Origin of the sequence: Moorena sp. SIO1G6 (assembly GCF_010672795.1) — a bacterium.
Taxonomy (GTDB): domain Bacteria; phylum Cyanobacteriota; class Cyanobacteriia; order Cyanobacteriales; family Coleofasciculaceae; genus Moorena; species Moorena producens.
The window spans coordinates 56,066-72,655 of record NZ_JAAHFZ010000022.1; the positions used below are offsets into that span (position 1 = coordinate 56,066).

Below are 16,590 nucleotides of genomic sequence, written 5' to 3' on the forward strand. Positions count from 1 at the left end.
ACTTTAGCTTCTAGCGCCTTCAATCTTGAGATCTGACCCGTAAGGGCACCATGGGATGAATCCCCAATCAAGTTTTTATTTTTCGAGCCAAGTTTTTGCTCAAAGCTAGCAGCTTAGCCCTCTTGCCTCTGTTGCCTATCATTTGGGATCTGGAACTGTCCACCAAGCTAAAGCATAAGCTTGAGACGGCTGATTAACCTGTTGTTGATACTGAACCCGAATTTTATAGCGACCTTGAGCAGGGACTTGGCAGAAAATATGTTCCACAGCATCCGCTTCACTGATAGAAGCACAGACACTTTTGGTAATGTCCTCTTCTCCGACTGGCATTAAATAGAGGTCAAGATTATTCAAACCGCGATCGCTAAAACTCTCCCCAAGATCATAAGCATCATTATTATTGTCATCCTCTAACTCTACCAAACGGTCCCAAGCCAGAGTTAAAGAGATAAAACTTCCTTCTGCTAAGGGTTTTGTTAACACATAGTCCCGATCAGATGATTTCTCCACAGTACGGTAATCCCAACCCACTGGTGGCACTCCAATGCCACTGGGACTCCATTGGCCGAGTTTAAATTGCTGGTAAGCTCGAAACCCATTTAGATGTCCTGTCCCCATCTGCATATCCAGAGGAATTTTGGGGTCTTGGTAAGCATCAGACTCTAACCAGTGGTGATTATCCTTTGCCCGAATCGTGCGGCTCATGCCTAGTAGCATCCCATCACCGAGATCTTGAATTTTGTCAGCAGAATTAAGCAACACTGCCTTCATTACTTCATGGCGTCGGGAATCTGTACTCCAATTCATCCACAAGCGATGCAGCCCGGTATTGGGGGTTTCCGCTCTGAGGGACTGCATCAAGAATAGTTTTTGTTGTCTTGAGCGCAGCTTGCGCAAAGCGGAATCACCAAATTCCTGTAGCAATGCTACAACACCAGTGATATGGGGAGCAGCAAAACTGGTACCACTGACCTTAGTCACTTTACCTTTGAGGTCATACAACGATATCTTGTTGCCAGGAGCTACCAAATTAATCGAGCGGCGAGAACCAACATTAATTTCTTGCCGAATCAGACGACGACCAATACCAACTGGTAAAGCACTCAAGTTAGCAAAGTCTACCTTATTAAAAACTCCCTGACGCTTGGCTGTGTATGCTGCATTGATACCATTAAAATTATCTGTGGGGATCGGAATGCCCCCTTTGCCTTGGTTGCCAGCAATCACATACAAGACGTCATGCACCCTAGCTGACCAATCGATACATAGAGTTAACAGCGCATTGCCATCCAGCACCGCTTCCTCCCTCGGGTCCCGCTGTAGGGATTCACCAAAACTAAAATTAATTGCCCGCACATCGGAGCCATTTTGCTGAGCAATATGCTGAGCCGCGAGGCACTCTTCCGGTTGTCCACTCCTAGACAGGGAACCAACTGCTGAAGCGTAGAGTTTTGCCCCAGGTGCTACTCCCCGAAAGGCTTTGTCTCGACTAATCATCACAGCTGCTACCATAGCCGCATGTTCATCAACATGGGTATTCGGTTTTGCGGGGGTGTTGCGATAAAATACTCCCGCAGGAGTTACTGTCCGATTCTTGATAGCGGCCTTATCCTTACCAAATAATCCAGGTCTACCAATTTCCACTTGCCCAATGGCAATTTTGCGACCGGTTAAATTATAGGGAGGTTGGTGTAACCGATAGACATTAATACCAGCTTCTGAGATTGATGTATCTAATCCCAAGGCTGGCGCGATTACCCCTGAGATACCTAAACCACCCAATAGCCATACCAGTGTTTTTTGGATCGGAATTTTCATAATTCTTTACACAGAGCGCGTTTATTGATCTCCGACTACTTAGCAATCTCCCAAAGACTTAGCTAGATCTAGCTATAGCGTTTCTCATATTTGTGAGGTAAACAGGATTTTTCCCTGTTCCCTCTTTTCCCCTCCTGGGAGGGGTTAGGGGTGGGTTCCTGTTCCCAGATCCGCTGTTCCCAGATCCCTACTCCCTACTCCCTACTCCCTACTCCCTTGGGAGGTGTACCTCACCCAATTGAGAACCGCTATAACGTATTAAGCTGTGTTTAGATCGATGCAGTTTAAACTGATGAAACTACAAAGGACAACTCTGATTTTAGTCATTTGTGCCATCCTCCTGGGGGGAGGTGTATATATTTATGAAATTCAGGGTTCTGAAAAGCGAGAAGCTGCTAAAATTAATAAAAAACCGATATTTAATTTCACTGAAGACGAGATTCAATCGTTTACTGTTAATAGTGATGACAAGACCTTAGTATTCGAGCGAGCCAGTGAGCCAGAATCGGGTTGGCGGATGAAAAAGCCCAAAGAGGCGACAGCTAGTGATGCGGTTGTTTCCTTTTTGTTGAACTTGCTGGCTCAGGGCAAAAGCGATCGCATTCTGACGGTTAGCCCTGACCAACTTCCAGAGTATGGATTAGACAAGCCCTCAGCAACTATAACAGTGAAACTGAAAAATCAGGACAGTCCGAAGCTGATCTTAGGCAACTTGGACTTTACTCGCAGTTTCCTATATGCTCAAGTCCTACCACTGGATTCCAAATCTGAGCAGTTGCAGGTGCTGTTAGTGCCAGTGGACTTTCAGTATGCTGTCTCACGCCCCCTCTCAGAATGGCTGGTTAATCAGGACAAGGCTGAAGAAGACAAGCCATCTGCTGCTGAAAAAACTGACTAGTACGAAATTGTAAGCATTCAGCGTGTCGCGTATCAGCGTGTCGCGTATCAGCTATCAGCCAAAGGCCACGCTACGGGAATGGCCAGGCTACTGTTGGCGCAGCGTGCGCGTAGCGCAATCGGTGCTTTTGAATAAAATCAGCTGACTACTGAGCACTGACGGCACCTCAAGTAGCGTGAGCCAAGGCCATTCGCGTTCGCGAATGGCTCACGGCTGAATGCTTAAACTAAATCTACTTTGATAACCTACTTTTTTAGTTGTTGCGGATCTTCCCTCTGTTGTGTTCTCAGTTTCTAAGTATAGGTTAGGGGAATGGTGAGGGGAATACCCCTCATCCACAGAAGTTAGCTTCCCCGTAGTGTTGATAACAGCTTTGACACTCAACCCAGGGGTGGCTAGAGTGAAAGTTATCTATACACACATTTTGTGCTCTTCTATTGATAAAGTTATTTCTAGGAAATGCTAGCCGCAGCAAAGCGTGAATTTATTAATCTTCTAACAGGATCTAAAACACTATGGATATTCTTCTTAGCATACTCGCCCCAATTATTTTAGTAGCCTTTGGCTACACCGTAGGTACGACAAAAGTTGTCCAAGAGGGAAATGAAGCTCTAGTAGAACGTTTTGGTAAGTATCGTAAAAAACTAGACCCTGGTCTTAACTACAATGTAGTTCCGTTTATAGACAAGATTGCCGTAGAAGAGAGTACCCGTGAGCAGATTTTGGACATTGAACCCCAGCAGGCAATCACCAAAGATAACGTTCAGGTAGAAGTCGATGCGATCGTGTATTGGCAAATTTTAGATATGTACAAAGCTTTTTATGCTGTAGATAATGTTCATGAGGCGATTGAAAATTTAGTCATGACCACTCTGCGTTCTACCATTGGTCAGATGGAATTAGACGAGACTTATGCCTCCCGAGACAGAATCAATCAGAACTTATTGCAACAATTAGATGATGCCTCTGCTGATTGGGGAGTCAAGGTGATGCGGGTTGAGGTGCAAGAGATTAAACCACCCCAGACTATTATCGATGCCCTAGAGAAGGAACGAGCTGCTAAGAGTGAGAAACAAGCCAAAATTTTACAGGCTGAAGGTACAGTGGAGTCGATCCAAATGATCTCCAAAGCTCTTCAAGAGCAAGCTAATACTCAGAAAGTCCTACAGTTCCTGATTGCTCAACGCTATGTAGAAGCTAATGAAAAATTAAGTGAAAGCAACAATTCTAAAGTCGTCTTTATGGATCCAAAAGCACTGAGCGAAGCCATGACTGATTTGCTTCAAACTGAATCTGTGGGCGAAAGTAATTAGGGCAATAACAATGTAATAATTCAGCGGTCAGCGGTCAGCGGTCAGCGGTCAGCGGTCAGCGGTCAGCGGTCAGCTTAAAATAAACCTCGAATGGGAGAATTTAATAGTTCGAGATTAATGAGAATTGAAACTCTCGGGAAAAGCCCATCAAAGCATTTAGCGGTCAGCTGTCAGCTGTCAGCAAACGTAACAGAGATTAAACCAATGCTTACCTCTTTTATTCAAAAGCTGAATGCTGATAACTGAATGCTGATAGCTGAATGCTGAATACTTAAACACGCCAAATCGCATCAGCAACACGGCAGACATCACGGAGCTGGTCAACATCGTGTACCCGCAGGATGTCTGCTGAACCGGCAATGGCACTACAACAAGCCGCAGCAGTTCCCCAAATTCGACCCTTGGGGTCTGGTTGATTGATGATGCGTCCAATAAAGCTTTTGCGAGATACTCCTATTAACATCGGTAGACCGAGGGCATCAAACCTAGGCAGTTGCCGCAGAATCTCTACACTTTGCTCAGCGGTTTTGGCAAAACCAATGCCTGGGTCAATAATAATATGCGATCGCTTAATTCCTGCTGCGATTGCGGCATTGACCTGCTCCTCCAGAAAGCTATAGATTTCCCCAATTAAGTCTTGATAATCAGTTAGTTTTTGCATGGAAACGGGGGTGCCTCGGATATGCATTAAGACAATTGGTACCCCCAACTGGCCTACGACTGGCAACATGTCTGGGTCAAATGTGCCACCGGAAATATCATTGACCATATCGGCACCAGCTTCTACCGCAGCCTTAGCCACAGATGCTCTAGTGGTATCGACAGAAATCGGTATCTTCAGCACTGAACCCATTGCCTTTACCACAGGCACAACTCGTTTCAGTTCTTCGGGTAGGGAAATTTGCTCGGCACCAGGTCGAGTGGATTGACCACCAATATCGATAATATCAGCACCAGCATCTACTAGAGCCTGAGCTTGCCTTAAGGCAGCTTCTGGGGTAAAATACTCTCCGCCATCACTAAAACTATCGGGGGTAACGTTCAAGATACCCATGATATAGGTTCGTTTGCCCCACTCAAAAGAATAGTTCTGGATGGTTAATTTTCCTTTATCCATCGCTTATAGATCATGGCTAATTGCTAATTGAAAATTGCCCATTGCAATCAACCAATTAACCAATTAACTAACTAATAATAAGCTAACTAACAATTAACAATTAACAATTAACAATTAACAATTAGCCCATGACTAATCACAACTACTGATAATTGACTATTCTGGCAAAGCTCGCAGGTTCTAAGCTTGCTCCGCCCACCAGTACTCCATCAATTTCTGATTGAGCCATAATTTCATCAATATTCTTGGGTTTGACGGAGCCACCATATTGAATTGGGACATTAGCTTCCTTTAGCTTGGAGCGAATTAATCCAATGATTCGATTCGCTTCTGATGCATCACAAGTGTCTCCAGTACCAATTGCCCAGATTGGTTCGTAAGCAATCACTAAATTTTGCTGGTCAACGTTGACTAGGTCTTTTTCCAACTGCTTGGTAATAATGTCTTCTGTTTCACCAGCATCCCGTTGTGCTTTCGTTTCCCCAACACACAGAATCGGAATCAAACCGTGACGCTGAGCAGCGTGAAGGCGTTTATTAACGGTTTCATCAGTTTCGCCGAAGTATTGACGCCGTTCACTATGACCAACAATGACATAGCGCACACCAATTTCCTTGAGCATCCCACCAGCAATTTCACCAGTGTAGGCTCCAGCATTTTCCCAGTGGATATTCTGAGCCCCGATCTGTACACGAGTATTTTGTACATGCTCAGACATCACACCCAAGTCGGTGAAGGGACCACACAGAACAACCTCCCGTTCTATGGGAGTTTGCTCCACCTCAGGCAAAAATCCCTTTAAAAACTCAGCGGTTTCCGCTTGAGTTTTGTACATTTTCCAGTTACCAGCTATAACAATTTTCCGCACAGCTTAACTAAATCATCTCTAAACCATAATGCATTATTTAGTGTAAAGCTTTTACTTACGGCTATCTCAGAAATGTTTAACTTTTGCTGGTCACTGACCTGATCACAGGATACTCCTAGGGTAAGTTCAGGGAAGCATCATCAGAGTAGGGTCAATTTATTCCCCCAACTCCCCAGAGGCTTCTACATCTGTTCTCTATAGTCTTGAGAAGCTTCCCTGCTCCTGACGCTTCACCATTATCTAGCTAGCCTAGCTAGGTTATAACGCTGCTGCTTCCCGTGCTGCGGCAGCTTCGTCCGGATGAATGTTCAAACGGGTTAAATTAAGACGACCCTTGTTGTCAATTTCCCGTATTTTGACAACTACCTCATCTCCTACCGCTAACTCATCTTCCACTTTGCCAACTCGGTAGTCAGCTAGTTGGGAAATGTGAATCATACCTTCTTTGCCAGGAAGTATTTCCACAAAGGCACCAATGGGAATAATCCGGGTGACACGACCAACATAGACATCCCCTTCATGCAGCTTGCGGGTTAAGCCTTGGATGATATTGATAGCTTTGGTGGCTCTGTCCCCATCCATAGCAGATACGGTAACTGTACCGTCATCTTCAATATCGATTTTTGCCCCAGTTTGCTCGGTAATTCCTTTAATTGTCTTACCCCCTGGACCAATGACTGTACCGATGAACTCCGGATCGATCTTCATGGTTAAGAGGCGAGGAGCAAAGGGTGACATGTCTGTGGAGGGTGTGTCAATCACCGCCAGCATCTTTTCTAGGATATGCAGTCTGGCTGGTTTGGCTTGCTCAATGGCCTGGGCTATGGTATCCATGGACAGACCAGTGATTTTCATGTCCATTTGCAAAGCCGTGATGCCAGTATCGGTACCGGCGACTTTGAAGTCCATGTCACCCAAAAAGTCTTCAATACCTTGAATATCGGTGAGAATGCGGACTTCATCTCCTTCTTTGATCAAACCCATGGCTGCACCACTAACCGGTTTGGTAATCGGTACACCTGAATCCATCAAGGCCAGTGTTGAACCACAAACCGAGCCCATGGAGGTGGAACCATTGGAGGAGAGCACTTCCGATACTACCCGGATCACATAGGGAAACTCGTGTTGAGGGGGCAACACGGGGACTAATGCTCGTTCGGCTAAGGCTCCGTGACCAATTTCACGCCGTCCGGGCGATCGCAATGGCTTGACTTCCCCTACAGAAAAGGGTGGGAAATTGTAGTGGTGCAGATAGCGCTTCTCATCTTCTGGGTTAAGGTCATCTAGAGTTTGGGCATCTCCAGGTGTTCCCAAGGTAACCGTGGATAGGACTTGGGTTAGTCCTCGGTTGAACAAAGCGCTACCATGAACTCGCTGAGGTAATAGACTGGTTTGACAAGAGACAGGACGCACTTGGTCTAGCTTGCGACCATCCACGCGCACCCCTTCTTCCACAATCTGAGTACGCATCAGTTTTTTGGTGAGGCTTTTGAACAGCTTATCGACTAATGCGCTATTTTCATTAACCGCTACACGGATCGGGTCATCCTCTTTGAGTTGGGTAATTTCTGCTTTGACAGCACTGTCTTTAATCTCATCTAAGGCAACATCCCGACCATTTTTGTCCAGGTCAAATTGCGAGAGGACACCTTTAATTTTGTCAGTGGCGCGGACGCGAATAAATTCTTCTAGATTCGAGTCTACGGCTGGGGGTTCGCCAATCACTATTGCAATTCCCAACTCCTCAAGCAGGTCATGCTGGGCTTTGATCAAGTCTTGTACCGCTTCGTAGCCGAAATCGATGGCCTCGATTATATCTTGTTCCGGTAATTGATTGGCACCGGCTTCTACCATAATTACCCCTTGTGGGGAACCAGCCACGACTAAATCCAAGTCGCCGTTTTCGATTTCTTTGTAGGTGGGATTAATCATAAAATCATCCCCGAGTAACCCTACCCGTACAGCTGCCATCGGTCCATAGAAGGGAATGCTGCCCTGCAACACAGCAATTGATGCACCAGTAACTGCCAAAACATCTGGCGGTACTTGTTCATCCATAGACAGGGTAGTTGCTACAATCTGTATATCATCTCGTAGCCAACTGGGAAATAAGGGACGTAAGGGACGGTCAATGAGACGGCTAGTTAGGATAACTTTTTCTGGAGGACGGCCTTCCCTTCTTAGGAAACCACCTGGAATCCGACCTGCTGCGTAGAGTCTTTCTTCGTAGTCAACCACCAAGGGTAGAAAATCAATCCCTTCTCGACCAGGGGCACGAGTTGCTGTCACTAGAACTGCTGTATCCCCCGACTGTATCATTACTGAACCACCAGATTGAGGGGCAAGCAGACCTACTTTGAGTCTAATATCCCGTCCATCAAAGGATATTGACTTGTCTATCTCTACCATTTCGGTACTTTTTCCTTCTTTGTTTGATCACTGTTCTCGTTCTGTCGCAATCGTAGCATTTATCACTCAGGGGGGTGGTAAGTAGGGAGTAGGGAGTCGGGAGTCGGGAGTCGGGAGTCGGGAGTCGGGAGTCGGGAGCAATGAAAAAATTTCTATGCACCTGATTAGACTAGTAAACGCTATACTTTTTTATGGTGTTAGGCTAATGGGTCAACTGCTTTAGGCCTACGGTTGCTTTCTTTTTGAAAGTGGCCAAATTTGTTGTGGAGTAAATTCAGCAGTTTTTAATAATTTGAATCCTACTGAATAGTCTCACTAATAGCCATAAATGTTACTTTATAATTAACCATTTTTTAGTAGGGTATCTCCAGTTTGTTACTAAGTAAATAACTTTTAATACATCGGTAAATTATCTTAGGATAATATCTCCTGATCAGCTAGACTAATAATTTTGCTTACCTCAATTACCTATAGCAATCCTAAATTAATAATTGTGAGAATTTATGTTCCCTGTTCCCTGTTTCCTGTTACCTTTGTTATAAAATCTATTAATCAGATAGGATAGCTGTTAATCCGGGTGCATCTCCTAAAAGCTGTTTGAGCCGGTGGTGCGTTACGGGGTGGGCTATTTCAAACCTGGCGAAGAAGCGGAAAATCAGGGCGATCCCACCCCTAACGCACCCTACGCAAAATTTACAAAAGTGAGATACACCGGTTAATCCTAAGGTATAAATTCAGCAAACTTGATCGACAAAACCTGGACTAAATAACAGAAAAAGACACAAAAATTATTATGGCAACGTTACATGGCAGTTGGATATCTGGGGAAACTAATGGTCATCTATTTATTTGGGGAGAAACCTGGCGCACAAAGGCGCAGATATCAACAACTGCCAATGATATGTCATGTCACCCGTTTGCCATGACTGAGGAAGAATTGACGTCTTTTTTAGATTCTCATCGTCTGTCCATCGGTCAATTTTTAGAGGTGTCTGAGAAGGCTCGTTCAGGTAGTCGTAAGCGTGCAGCTCAACAGCATCACGTCCGCTGGCAGTCTCAAATTGTTCTCTTACCTACTGAACCATCATCCAAAGGTGAACCAGCTTATCCAGTGCTGTCTACCAAAGTGTTTTTAGATAGTACAAAGGATAGTTCACAAGATAGTGCAGAGGCTACCCAGTGGGAATTGCAACCATGGCAAGTGCAAGGGGTAAGTCTGGAACCGATGGCAGCGGTAAGATTTCTGCAAGCTTTACCCCTTGGATCCTTTGAAGGCTCAGACGGCTACCTAGGAGGGGAGTTGCGTTTTTGGTCCCAGGTGATGCGGTGGAGCTTCGATCTGCTGAGTCGGGGTAAGTTTTTACCAGGAGTGTACCGATTGCCTGATGGTAAGGTAAGGGCTTGCTGGCAACCTCTGCTTGATAGTACTACGGATCAAGTCCGTCTAGAAACGTATATCAAGCTCATGCCCTCGGCTTGCTGTGCTTATCCACAAGAGGTTACTTCTCCACAGTTGAACCTTCAACCTGCAACCGATTTGGTTAAGGCTCAGGAATTGCTACTGGGATTCTTGAGTAGTGTGGTTAATACACAGGTGCGGGATTTTGTCAAGGGTGAGTCGGTACCAGTAGTAGAATCACCGATGGTGGAATGGTTGCGATCGCTTTCTTCTAATTTGTCTTCTAATTCAGAAACCCTAGGGCTAGAGTCAACAACCCTAGGTCGATTAGCGGCAGCACTGTCTACTTGGAACACTCCGGTGCAACAGAATTTAGTGACACCGACGTCCAAGAGATTGAGGCAAAATCTGTTTCGCACTTGTTTTATCCTGAAGCCTCCTACCTCTGACCAAGAGAATTGGTGCTTGGCCTATGGCTTACAAGCGGTTGATGACCCAGACCTGGTGGTGGATGCGGAAACGATCTGGAATTACTCAGGAGAGCGATTGGAGATTAAGCAGCGAACCATTGAACAACCTCAGGAAACGTTCCTGAAAGGGTTAGGATTAGCGACTCGACTCTATCCTCCCATTGAACCGAGCTTACACCAATCCCGTCCTGAGTTTTGTGAGCTAACCATAGTAGATGTGTATGAGTTCATTAGGGCTAGTGCATGGCGGTTGCAAAACAATGGCTTGGGTATTGTCTTACCACCAGGATTGAAACCAGGCACGGGAGCCAAACGCTTGGGAATTAGTCTTCTGGCGGAAGTGCCACCACAAAAGAAGAATCAACGGTTAGGACTCCAAAGCTTACTGAAGTTTAAGTGGCAACTGGCGATTGGAGATAAAACCATCTCGAAGCGGGAGTTTAATCGCTTGATGGCACTCAAATCACCCCTAGTGGAGGTGGATGGGGAATGGATGGCGTTACAACCCTCTGATGTCCGGGCAGCTCAAGAGATGTTTAAGGGTTCGACCGATAACATGACTCTGTCGGTAGAGGATGCTTTGCGGATCACTACTGGTGATAATAATACTTTGGCAAAACTACCGGTAGTGAAGTTTGAAGCATCGGGAGCGTTGCAAGAGTTAATTACTAATTTACAGGGGAATCAATCCCTGGAGCCGATTCCTCAACCAGCTAGTTTTCAGGGGCAATTGCGACCCTATCAAGCTAGAGGGATGGGCTGGCTGGCGTTTCTGGAACGTTGGGGTTTGGGTGCTTGTCTGGCGGATGATATGGGCCTTGGTAAGACCGCACAACTGATTGCGTTTCTGTTGCATCTTCAGGAAGAAGGTATGCTGAATGGACCCTGCTTAGTGGTATGTCCGACTTCTGTGCTAGGAAACTGGGAACGGGAAGTAAAGAAATTTGCGCCATCCCTGAAAACTATTGTGCATCACGGGGATAAACGCTCCAAAGGGAAAGCCTTTGCTAAGGCAGTTAAGACTAAGCAGGTGATCATTACCAGTTATTCCTTAGTACATCGGGATGCGACTACCCTGGATGGGGTGGAATGGCAGGGGGTGGTGCTGGATGAAGCTCAGAATATTAAGAATCCTAGCGCTAAGCAATCCCAAGCGGTGAAGCAACTTTCCACTACCTTTCGGATTGCCTTAACCGGTACTCCCGTGGAAAATCGGTTGTCGGAATTGTGGTCAATTATCGATTTTCTCAATCCTGGGTATTTAGGCGATCGCCAATTCTTCCAACGTCGATTTGCTGTACCGATTGAGAAGTTTGGCGACCGGGATTCCTTGCAGACCATGCGATCGCTAGTGCAACCCTTTATCCTCCGTCGCCTCAAAACCGATAAGTCTATTATTCAAGATTTGCCCGAAAAGCAGGAAATGAATGTTTTTTGTGGTCTTTCCGCAGCCCAAGCTACGGTTTATCAACAGTTGGTGGATGATTCTTTAGCACAAATTGAAGAAGCTGAGGGGATTAAGCGCAAGGGCATGATTTTGACCTTGTTGTTGAGACTCAAGCAACTGTGTAATCATCCGGCACTGTTAGACAGTAAAGGGAAAAAGACTAAAGGCAAAACAGGGGATAATTCGTTAATGTCTAGCCAGCAGTCGGGTAAGTTACGACGGTTGGAAGAAATGTTAGAAGAGGCGATTTCTGAGGGAGACCGTGGCTTAATTTTTACCCAATTTTCCGAATGGGGGAAATTGCTGAAACCCTATTTAGAGGAAAAATTCGGCAAGGAAGTGTTATTCCTCTATGGCGCAACTCGTAAGAAACAACGGGAGGAAATGATTGATCGGTTCCAGAATGACCCGGATGGTCCATCGATATTTATTCTGTCTCTGAAAGCCGGTGGCACTGGATTGAATTTAACGAGAGCTAATCATGTGTTTCATGTAGACCGTTGGTGGAATCCAGCCGTGGAAAATCAAGCTACTGACCGCGTCTTTCGGATTGGTCAAAAACGCAATGTTCAAGTCCATAAGTTTATCTGTACTGGCACTGTGGAAGAAAAGATTAATGACATTATTGAAAGTAAGAAACAGTTAGCAGAACAAACTGTGGATGCTGGAGAAGATTGGTTGACGGAAATGAATACGGAACAATTGCGCGATTTGGTTTTGCTTGACCGGAGTGCGGTTATTGATGATTAATTTTGTAGGGAACAGGGAACAGGGAACAGGGAACAGGGAACAGATAAGAGGCAAGAGGCAAGAGGCAAGAGGCAAAAGGCAAGAGTGCGTAGGGTGTGTTAGGGACGGGCTCGGCTGATTTTATCGGTAGCCAGGGTTGGGATAGTCCGTCCCGTAACGCACCACCGGGTCAAACAGCAAAATAGAGATGCACCCGCAGAAAGGGAGCAATTCACCTTTGTTAATTCCTGATTATGATCCCCCTAAATCCCCCTTAATAAGGGGGACTTTTTAAGAGTTATACTGAGAGGATATTTGAAAAGTTTTTTGATACTGAATTTTGCCCCCCTAGCCCCCCAACTTTGGGGGGAACAAGAGCAGCCCACCAGTGTGTAGGGTGGGCAAAATTCTATGATCTAGAATTATTACAAGAACCAAAGGGTTTTTGCCCACCAGCAGTTGGGTAAGATGGGCTGAATTAAGGAATGAATAAGAGTAGAGTGGGCATCCTGCCCGCCCGAAAATAAGCATGAAACTGGCAAGATGCCAGTGTCTTGATGCAGTCGCTCATGGGGGAAACCCCCAAGACCGCGCTGCATCGCTTCCACACCTGATGCCCCTTCCACACCTGATGTCCCTTCCAGCAAGATGCCCGTAAGCTGATAGCTGACAGCTGATAGCTTATGCTTCATATTCATTTGCCGCAATAGAAGCGAGGGGTTTGATCGTTTTTAAAATCTGATCACCCAGGGTTGCTTCGGCTAGTTCAAGTTCATAATGTTGTTGGAGGTTCAGCCAAAATTGGGGAGTAGTACCGAAATATCTGGCTAGCCTCAGGGCTGTATCGGTAGTAATGGTTTTTTTGCCGTTTATGATGGCATTGATCTGTGTTACAGGTACATGGATATCCTGAGCCAGTTGATTCTCGCTGATGCCGAATGGTTTGATAAATTCTTCTAGAAGAATGTCACCGGGAGTAATAGGGGGAAGTTTTGTAGTCATTAGTGTTTAGTTGCCTAGAGTGGCCAAATTGTTATTATCTATAATTCTTAAAATAATCAAGTTTTTTTTAACCCTAAAAGCTTCTTAAGGTTGGATAGTAGTCTTGAGATTATATATGTAAACTTTAATCTAAATTTTAATCGGTTTAGCCTGACACAATATTCAGGAAAATTGTCAAAGGTATAAACTTTCATAGTTTCTTTAATACAAGCGATTGCCAGTTTAATATTCCGTGCTTTATTACCTTTGCTTCGCTTAGCGTAAGCAACACCCATATTAGTTTTTATAGTTGCCCAATTTTGGGGAAAAGCCTCAAAGGTATAAACGGTAAGAGCCTGTTGGAAACAAGCGATCGCATCTTCTATATTCTGTGCTTTCTCACCTTTGATTCGCTTACAGTAAGCAACACCGAGATTAGTTTGTGTGATTGCCCAATCTTCAGGAAAAGCCTCAAAGGTATAAACTCTAAGAGCTTCTTGGTAACAAGCGATCGCTTCTTCTATATTCTGTGCTTTCTCACCTTTGATTCTGTAATAGTAAGCATTTCCGAGATTATATTGTGTCATTGCCCAATCTTCAGGAAAAGCCTCAAAGGTTCTGACTCTAAGAGCTTCTTGGTAACAAACGATCACTTCTTCTATATTCTGTGCTTTCTCACCTTTGATTCGGTTACCGTAAGCAATACCGAGATTATATTGTGTGATTGCCCATTTTTCGGGAAAAGCCTCAAAGGTATAAACTCTAAGAGCCTGTTGGTAACAAGCGATCGCCTCTTCTATATTCTGTGCTTTGTCGCCAACAATACGATAACTATAAACAGCACCAATATAATTTAGAGTTTTCGCCCATTCTTGGGATAGATTTTCCCGGGGACGTAATTGTAAAACAGTTTCTAATCCAGTAATGGCTATTTCTAAATTATTGGCACTTTTTCCTGAATTATATTGAGCAATATCAAGACAAAGACTTTCTACTATATCGGCAATCGCTTCTTTTTCTTCAGGATTTAGATCAGCACAAGTCTTAAGGAGCCACTGTTCTAAAATTTTGGCAAACGAGTTATCTAATTTATCCGCATTAGAGTCAACTACATCATGAATAGCTTGTAAATCACCATCATTTTCATACTCTAGTAATAGTAGCTTTTTCAACAAGTCATAATACTCGTCACTACTATGAACTATATCTTGAGATACTTGCTGTGGTTTTTCCTGGTCAATATCAGCTTGAAGGGGAGTATAATATTTAAGTAAATCAATATCTCTATCTACAGGAAACTCTATTACTCCAGAACGCCAATCAAAAAAATCAGGAGAACGACGGACTAAATATCTTAAAGTATATTTTCTAACGGTAAACACTAAGCAGCAATTAAAATTATCTCTAAATCTTTCCCGTTGCCAATTGAGATGACCTAATAAGCTGGCTAAAGCCTCTCTTTGATACGCTTTTTTAGGGTTTTCAAGGGTACGTTTAATATAATCGTCTAACGCTAACGATTTTTCAAGGCCACTAATCACTAAAATATCAATGGGATTGTCGTTAACCTTTTGCTCAATCAAATCATATAAATTATAAATAGCATGGTCTAGCTTTAAAACATCAACGGTTTTATCATTAATATCTTGTTTAATTTCTTCAAATATCAAATTTTCTTGCACAGGAGTACACCGCACAAATAAAATACCAAAGCCTTCACGCCAAGATAAATCGCGTTTTAACCTCAGATACGATTCTTGTTCATCTGATTTAAATGTTGTTGAATTGGATGTAAGCATTTTATTCATTGATTAGTTAAATCACGAAGAGCAGATTTAAACTCAGGTGTTCCTTCAATTACAGGGTGAACATCATACCAACGCACAGGATTACCCTCTCCATCAAACTCTCGATATTCCAAGACACAACGACGGAATAGCAAACTACGATAGTCTTCATCATTAGGGATAGTCTTGGAAACAGAAACTTCAGCTAATTTGTGCCATTCTTCAGCACTAACCGCATTACGATAGGTGCTATCTCTGGCATCACTAACCGCCCGCCTCACTATTTTTGTAGTAATCGGAAAATCATCAATATAACGCATTACTGACTGCATTAATAGCATCAACTCTCGCACATGACCACCAGTCATAGCACAAAGCTCAATGCGACTGTCTTGACTATCAAAGATTTGTGTATCAATATCAATCCTAGGGTCAACTAAGTGAACTCTTTTTTCAATAACTTCTTTTAATTTATCTAATCCTTGTGAATAGGGTTTGTTGTCACGGTTTTTTACCATAATCATTGGTAACACTTGAGGAGTATCATAAATATTTCTTAACTCAGTAGCTTGACTGGAATAGGCTAAGGAAATTGGCACTGTATAAACTACGTGACAATTCAAGGCTGTTAACTGACTGCTATAATCAAGAAATATTTCCTCGTGACTTGTTCTGTCATTCCCTTTTTCCAGGGGGATGATTCTATCTAAGTTATCTGCGATTACAACTATGTTGGATTTTTCCTCAGGTAATTTATGTTGAGCATCTTTAATAAATTCATTTAACGCTGCAATCAACGAGACACTATAATTATCAACCTGTTTTCTAATGGTTTCACGGCTACTAGGATTGCGTCTTAAGGTTGTAGTCAATTTGCTAAAAATCTGAATTTGAGCTTCAACCGTTAATTTTTCAAATTCCACCTCCGATAATGCCAAATCCTTTAATTCAGTCCACCGAGACTCTAACCAATTTAATAACGGATTAGGAGCAGCATAATCTTTAAGTTTCTCTAAAATATTACGAGTACAAGCTAAAAGTATATCTGTATATTGAGCATCGATTTCATCAATATCTCCTTCCGTTGCTGGAAAATAAACCACAAAGCAGCCATTCTTCTGCAAATAATCTTCCAGACGCAATAACTCCGTTGATTTCCCCACACCCCGATGTCCAGTATAAAGTTGACAAGTCGCTTGGTCTGAAAAGATGATCGTTTTACCAATTTCCCGGAAAATATTGTCATCTCCCCTGACTTCACTACAGTTTACATAAGCGGGATCGTTGGCTGGTAAGGGATAAAATGGTTGAAATTTATTGTAGATTTTTTTTATTAAGCTCATGGGGGTGGATG

The 16,590-nt window shown here is 43.8% G+C and carries 13 protein-coding genes; 4 read left to right on the top strand and 9 right to left on the bottom strand.

Annotated features, from left to right (window positions below; genetic code table 11):
• Window positions 1–138: 138 nt before the first annotated feature.
• Window positions 139–1,818, bottom strand: a complete 1,680-nt coding sequence (locus F6K63_RS20860) for a S8 family serine peptidase (RefSeq protein WP_008185725.1) — start codon at window positions 1,816–1,818, stop codon at window positions 139–141.
• A 150-nt stretch (window positions 1,819–1,968) separates the two neighbouring features.
• Here F6K63_RS20860 and F6K63_RS20865 point away from each other — a divergent pair, with 150 nt between their 5' ends.
• From F6K63_RS20865 to F6K63_RS20875, 3 genes are all read left to right on the top strand, one after another.
• On the top strand, window positions 1,969–2,091 hold the full coding sequence (locus tag F6K63_RS20865; protein WP_287313041.1) for a hypothetical protein: 123 nt from the start codon (window positions 1,969–1,971) through the stop codon (window positions 2,089–2,091).
• Between the two features lie 19 nt (window positions 2,092–2,110).
• Complete coding sequence (locus F6K63_RS20870) at window positions 2,111–2,716, top strand: DUF4340 domain-containing protein (RefSeq protein WP_044493642.1); 606 nt, start codon at window positions 2,111–2,113, stop codon at window positions 2,714–2,716.
• 515 nt (window positions 2,717–3,231) lie between these two features.
• On the top strand, window positions 3,232–4,029 hold the full coding sequence (locus tag F6K63_RS20875) for an SPFH domain-containing protein (RefSeq protein ID WP_008185722.1): 798 nt from the start codon (window positions 3,232–3,234) through the stop codon (window positions 4,027–4,029).
• A 271-nt stretch (window positions 4,030–4,300) separates the two neighbouring features.
• On the opposite strand, the gene folP is transcribed toward F6K63_RS20875, so the two are convergent.
• The 4 genes from folP to F6K63_RS20895 all read right to left on the bottom strand — a co-directional run bounded on the left by folP (window position 4,301) and on the right by F6K63_RS20895 (window position 8,583).
• Complete coding sequence (folP, locus tag F6K63_RS20880) at window positions 4,301–5,146, bottom strand: dihydropteroate synthase (protein ID WP_287313042.1); 846 nt, start codon at window positions 5,144–5,146, stop codon at window positions 4,301–4,303.
• A gap of 142 nt (window positions 5,147–5,288) precedes the next feature.
• Window positions 5,289–6,014, bottom strand: a complete 726-nt coding sequence (gene tpiA / locus F6K63_RS20885; RefSeq protein ID WP_287313043.1) for a triose-phosphate isomerase — start codon at window positions 6,012–6,014, stop codon at window positions 5,289–5,291.
• 258 nt (window positions 6,015–6,272) lie between these two features.
• On the bottom strand, window positions 6,273–8,423 hold the full coding sequence (locus F6K63_RS20890) for a polyribonucleotide nucleotidyltransferase (protein ID WP_008185716.1): 2,151 nt from the start codon (window positions 8,421–8,423) through the stop codon (window positions 6,273–6,275).
• Entirely contained in the window at window positions 8,392–8,583 is a 192-nt protein-coding gene (locus tag F6K63_RS20895) for a hypothetical protein (protein WP_287313044.1), read from the bottom strand. The genes F6K63_RS20890 and F6K63_RS20895 overlap by 32 nt, the downstream gene beginning before the upstream one ends.
• A gap of 633 nt (window positions 8,584–9,216) precedes the next feature.
• On the opposite strand from F6K63_RS20895, the gene F6K63_RS20900 reads away from it, so the two are divergent.
• A complete protein-coding gene (locus F6K63_RS20900; RefSeq protein WP_287313045.1) occupies window positions 9,217–12,489 on the top strand; it encodes a sll1366 family intein-prone helicase in 3,273 nt (1,090 codons plus the stop codon).
• A 404-nt stretch (window positions 12,490–12,893) separates the two neighbouring features.
• Here the strand turns inward: F6K63_RS20900 and F6K63_RS20905 are convergent, their stop codons facing one another.
• Genes F6K63_RS20905 through F6K63_RS20920 form a run of 4 tightly spaced genes read right to left on the bottom strand, consistent with a single transcriptional unit; the run spans window position 12,894 to window position 16,579 of the window.
• Window positions 12,894–13,160, bottom strand: a complete 267-nt coding sequence (locus tag F6K63_RS20905; protein ID WP_287266225.1) for a hypothetical protein — start codon at window positions 13,158–13,160, stop codon at window positions 12,894–12,896.
• Window positions 13,150–13,470, bottom strand: a complete 321-nt coding sequence (locus F6K63_RS20910; protein ID WP_287266228.1) for a HigA family addiction module antitoxin — start codon at window positions 13,468–13,470, stop codon at window positions 13,150–13,152. The genes F6K63_RS20905 and F6K63_RS20910 overlap by 11 nt, the downstream gene beginning before the upstream one ends.
• A 56-nt stretch (window positions 13,471–13,526) precedes the next feature.
• A complete protein-coding gene (locus F6K63_RS20915) occupies window positions 13,527–15,257 on the bottom strand; it encodes a tetratricopeptide repeat protein (RefSeq protein WP_287266229.1) in 1,731 nt (576 codons plus the stop codon).
• Window positions 15,254–16,579, bottom strand: a complete 1,326-nt coding sequence (locus tag F6K63_RS20920; RefSeq protein ID WP_287266232.1) for an ATP-binding protein — start codon at window positions 16,577–16,579, stop codon at window positions 15,254–15,256. Before F6K63_RS20920 ends, F6K63_RS20915 begins: the two co-directional genes overlap by 4 nt.
• Between the last annotated feature and the right edge of the window lie 11 nt (window positions 16,580–16,590).

Bases quoted from the DNA above. Each gene is read 5' to 3' on its own strand.
- F6K63_RS20890 (WP_008185716.1), bottom strand. From the start codon at position 8,423: ATGGTAGAGATAGACAAGTCAATATCCTTTGATGGACGGGATATTAGA.
- F6K63_RS20870 (WP_044493642.1), top strand. From the start codon at position 2,111: ATGAAACTACAAAGGACAACTCTGATTTTAGTCATTTGTGCCATCCTC.
- F6K63_RS20860 (WP_008185725.1), bottom strand. From the start codon at position 1,818: ATGAAAATTCCGATCCAAAAAACACTGGTATGGCTATTGGGTGGTTTA.
- F6K63_RS20900 (WP_287313045.1), top strand. From the start codon at position 9,217: ATGGCAACGTTACATGGCAGTTGGATATCTGGGGAAACTAATGGTCAT.
- F6K63_RS20905 (WP_287266225.1), bottom strand. From the start codon at position 13,160: ATGAAGCATAAGCTATCAGCTGTCAGCTATCAGCTTACGGGCATCTTG.
- F6K63_RS20915 (WP_287266229.1), bottom strand. From the start codon at position 15,257: ATGAATAAAATGCTTACATCCAATTCAACAACATTTAAATCAGATGAA.
- folP (WP_287313042.1), bottom strand. From the start codon at position 5,146: ATGGATAAAGGAAAATTAACCATCCAGAACTATTCTTTTGAGTGGGGC.
- F6K63_RS20920 (WP_287266232.1), bottom strand. From the start codon at position 16,579: ATGAGCTTAATAAAAAAAATCTACAATAAATTTCAACCATTTTATCCC.
- F6K63_RS20875 (WP_008185722.1), top strand. From the start codon at position 3,232: ATGGATATTCTTCTTAGCATACTCGCCCCAATTATTTTAGTAGCCTTT.
- F6K63_RS20910 (WP_287266228.1), bottom strand. From the start codon at position 13,470: ATGACTACAAAACTTCCCCCTATTACTCCCGGTGACATTCTTCTAGAA.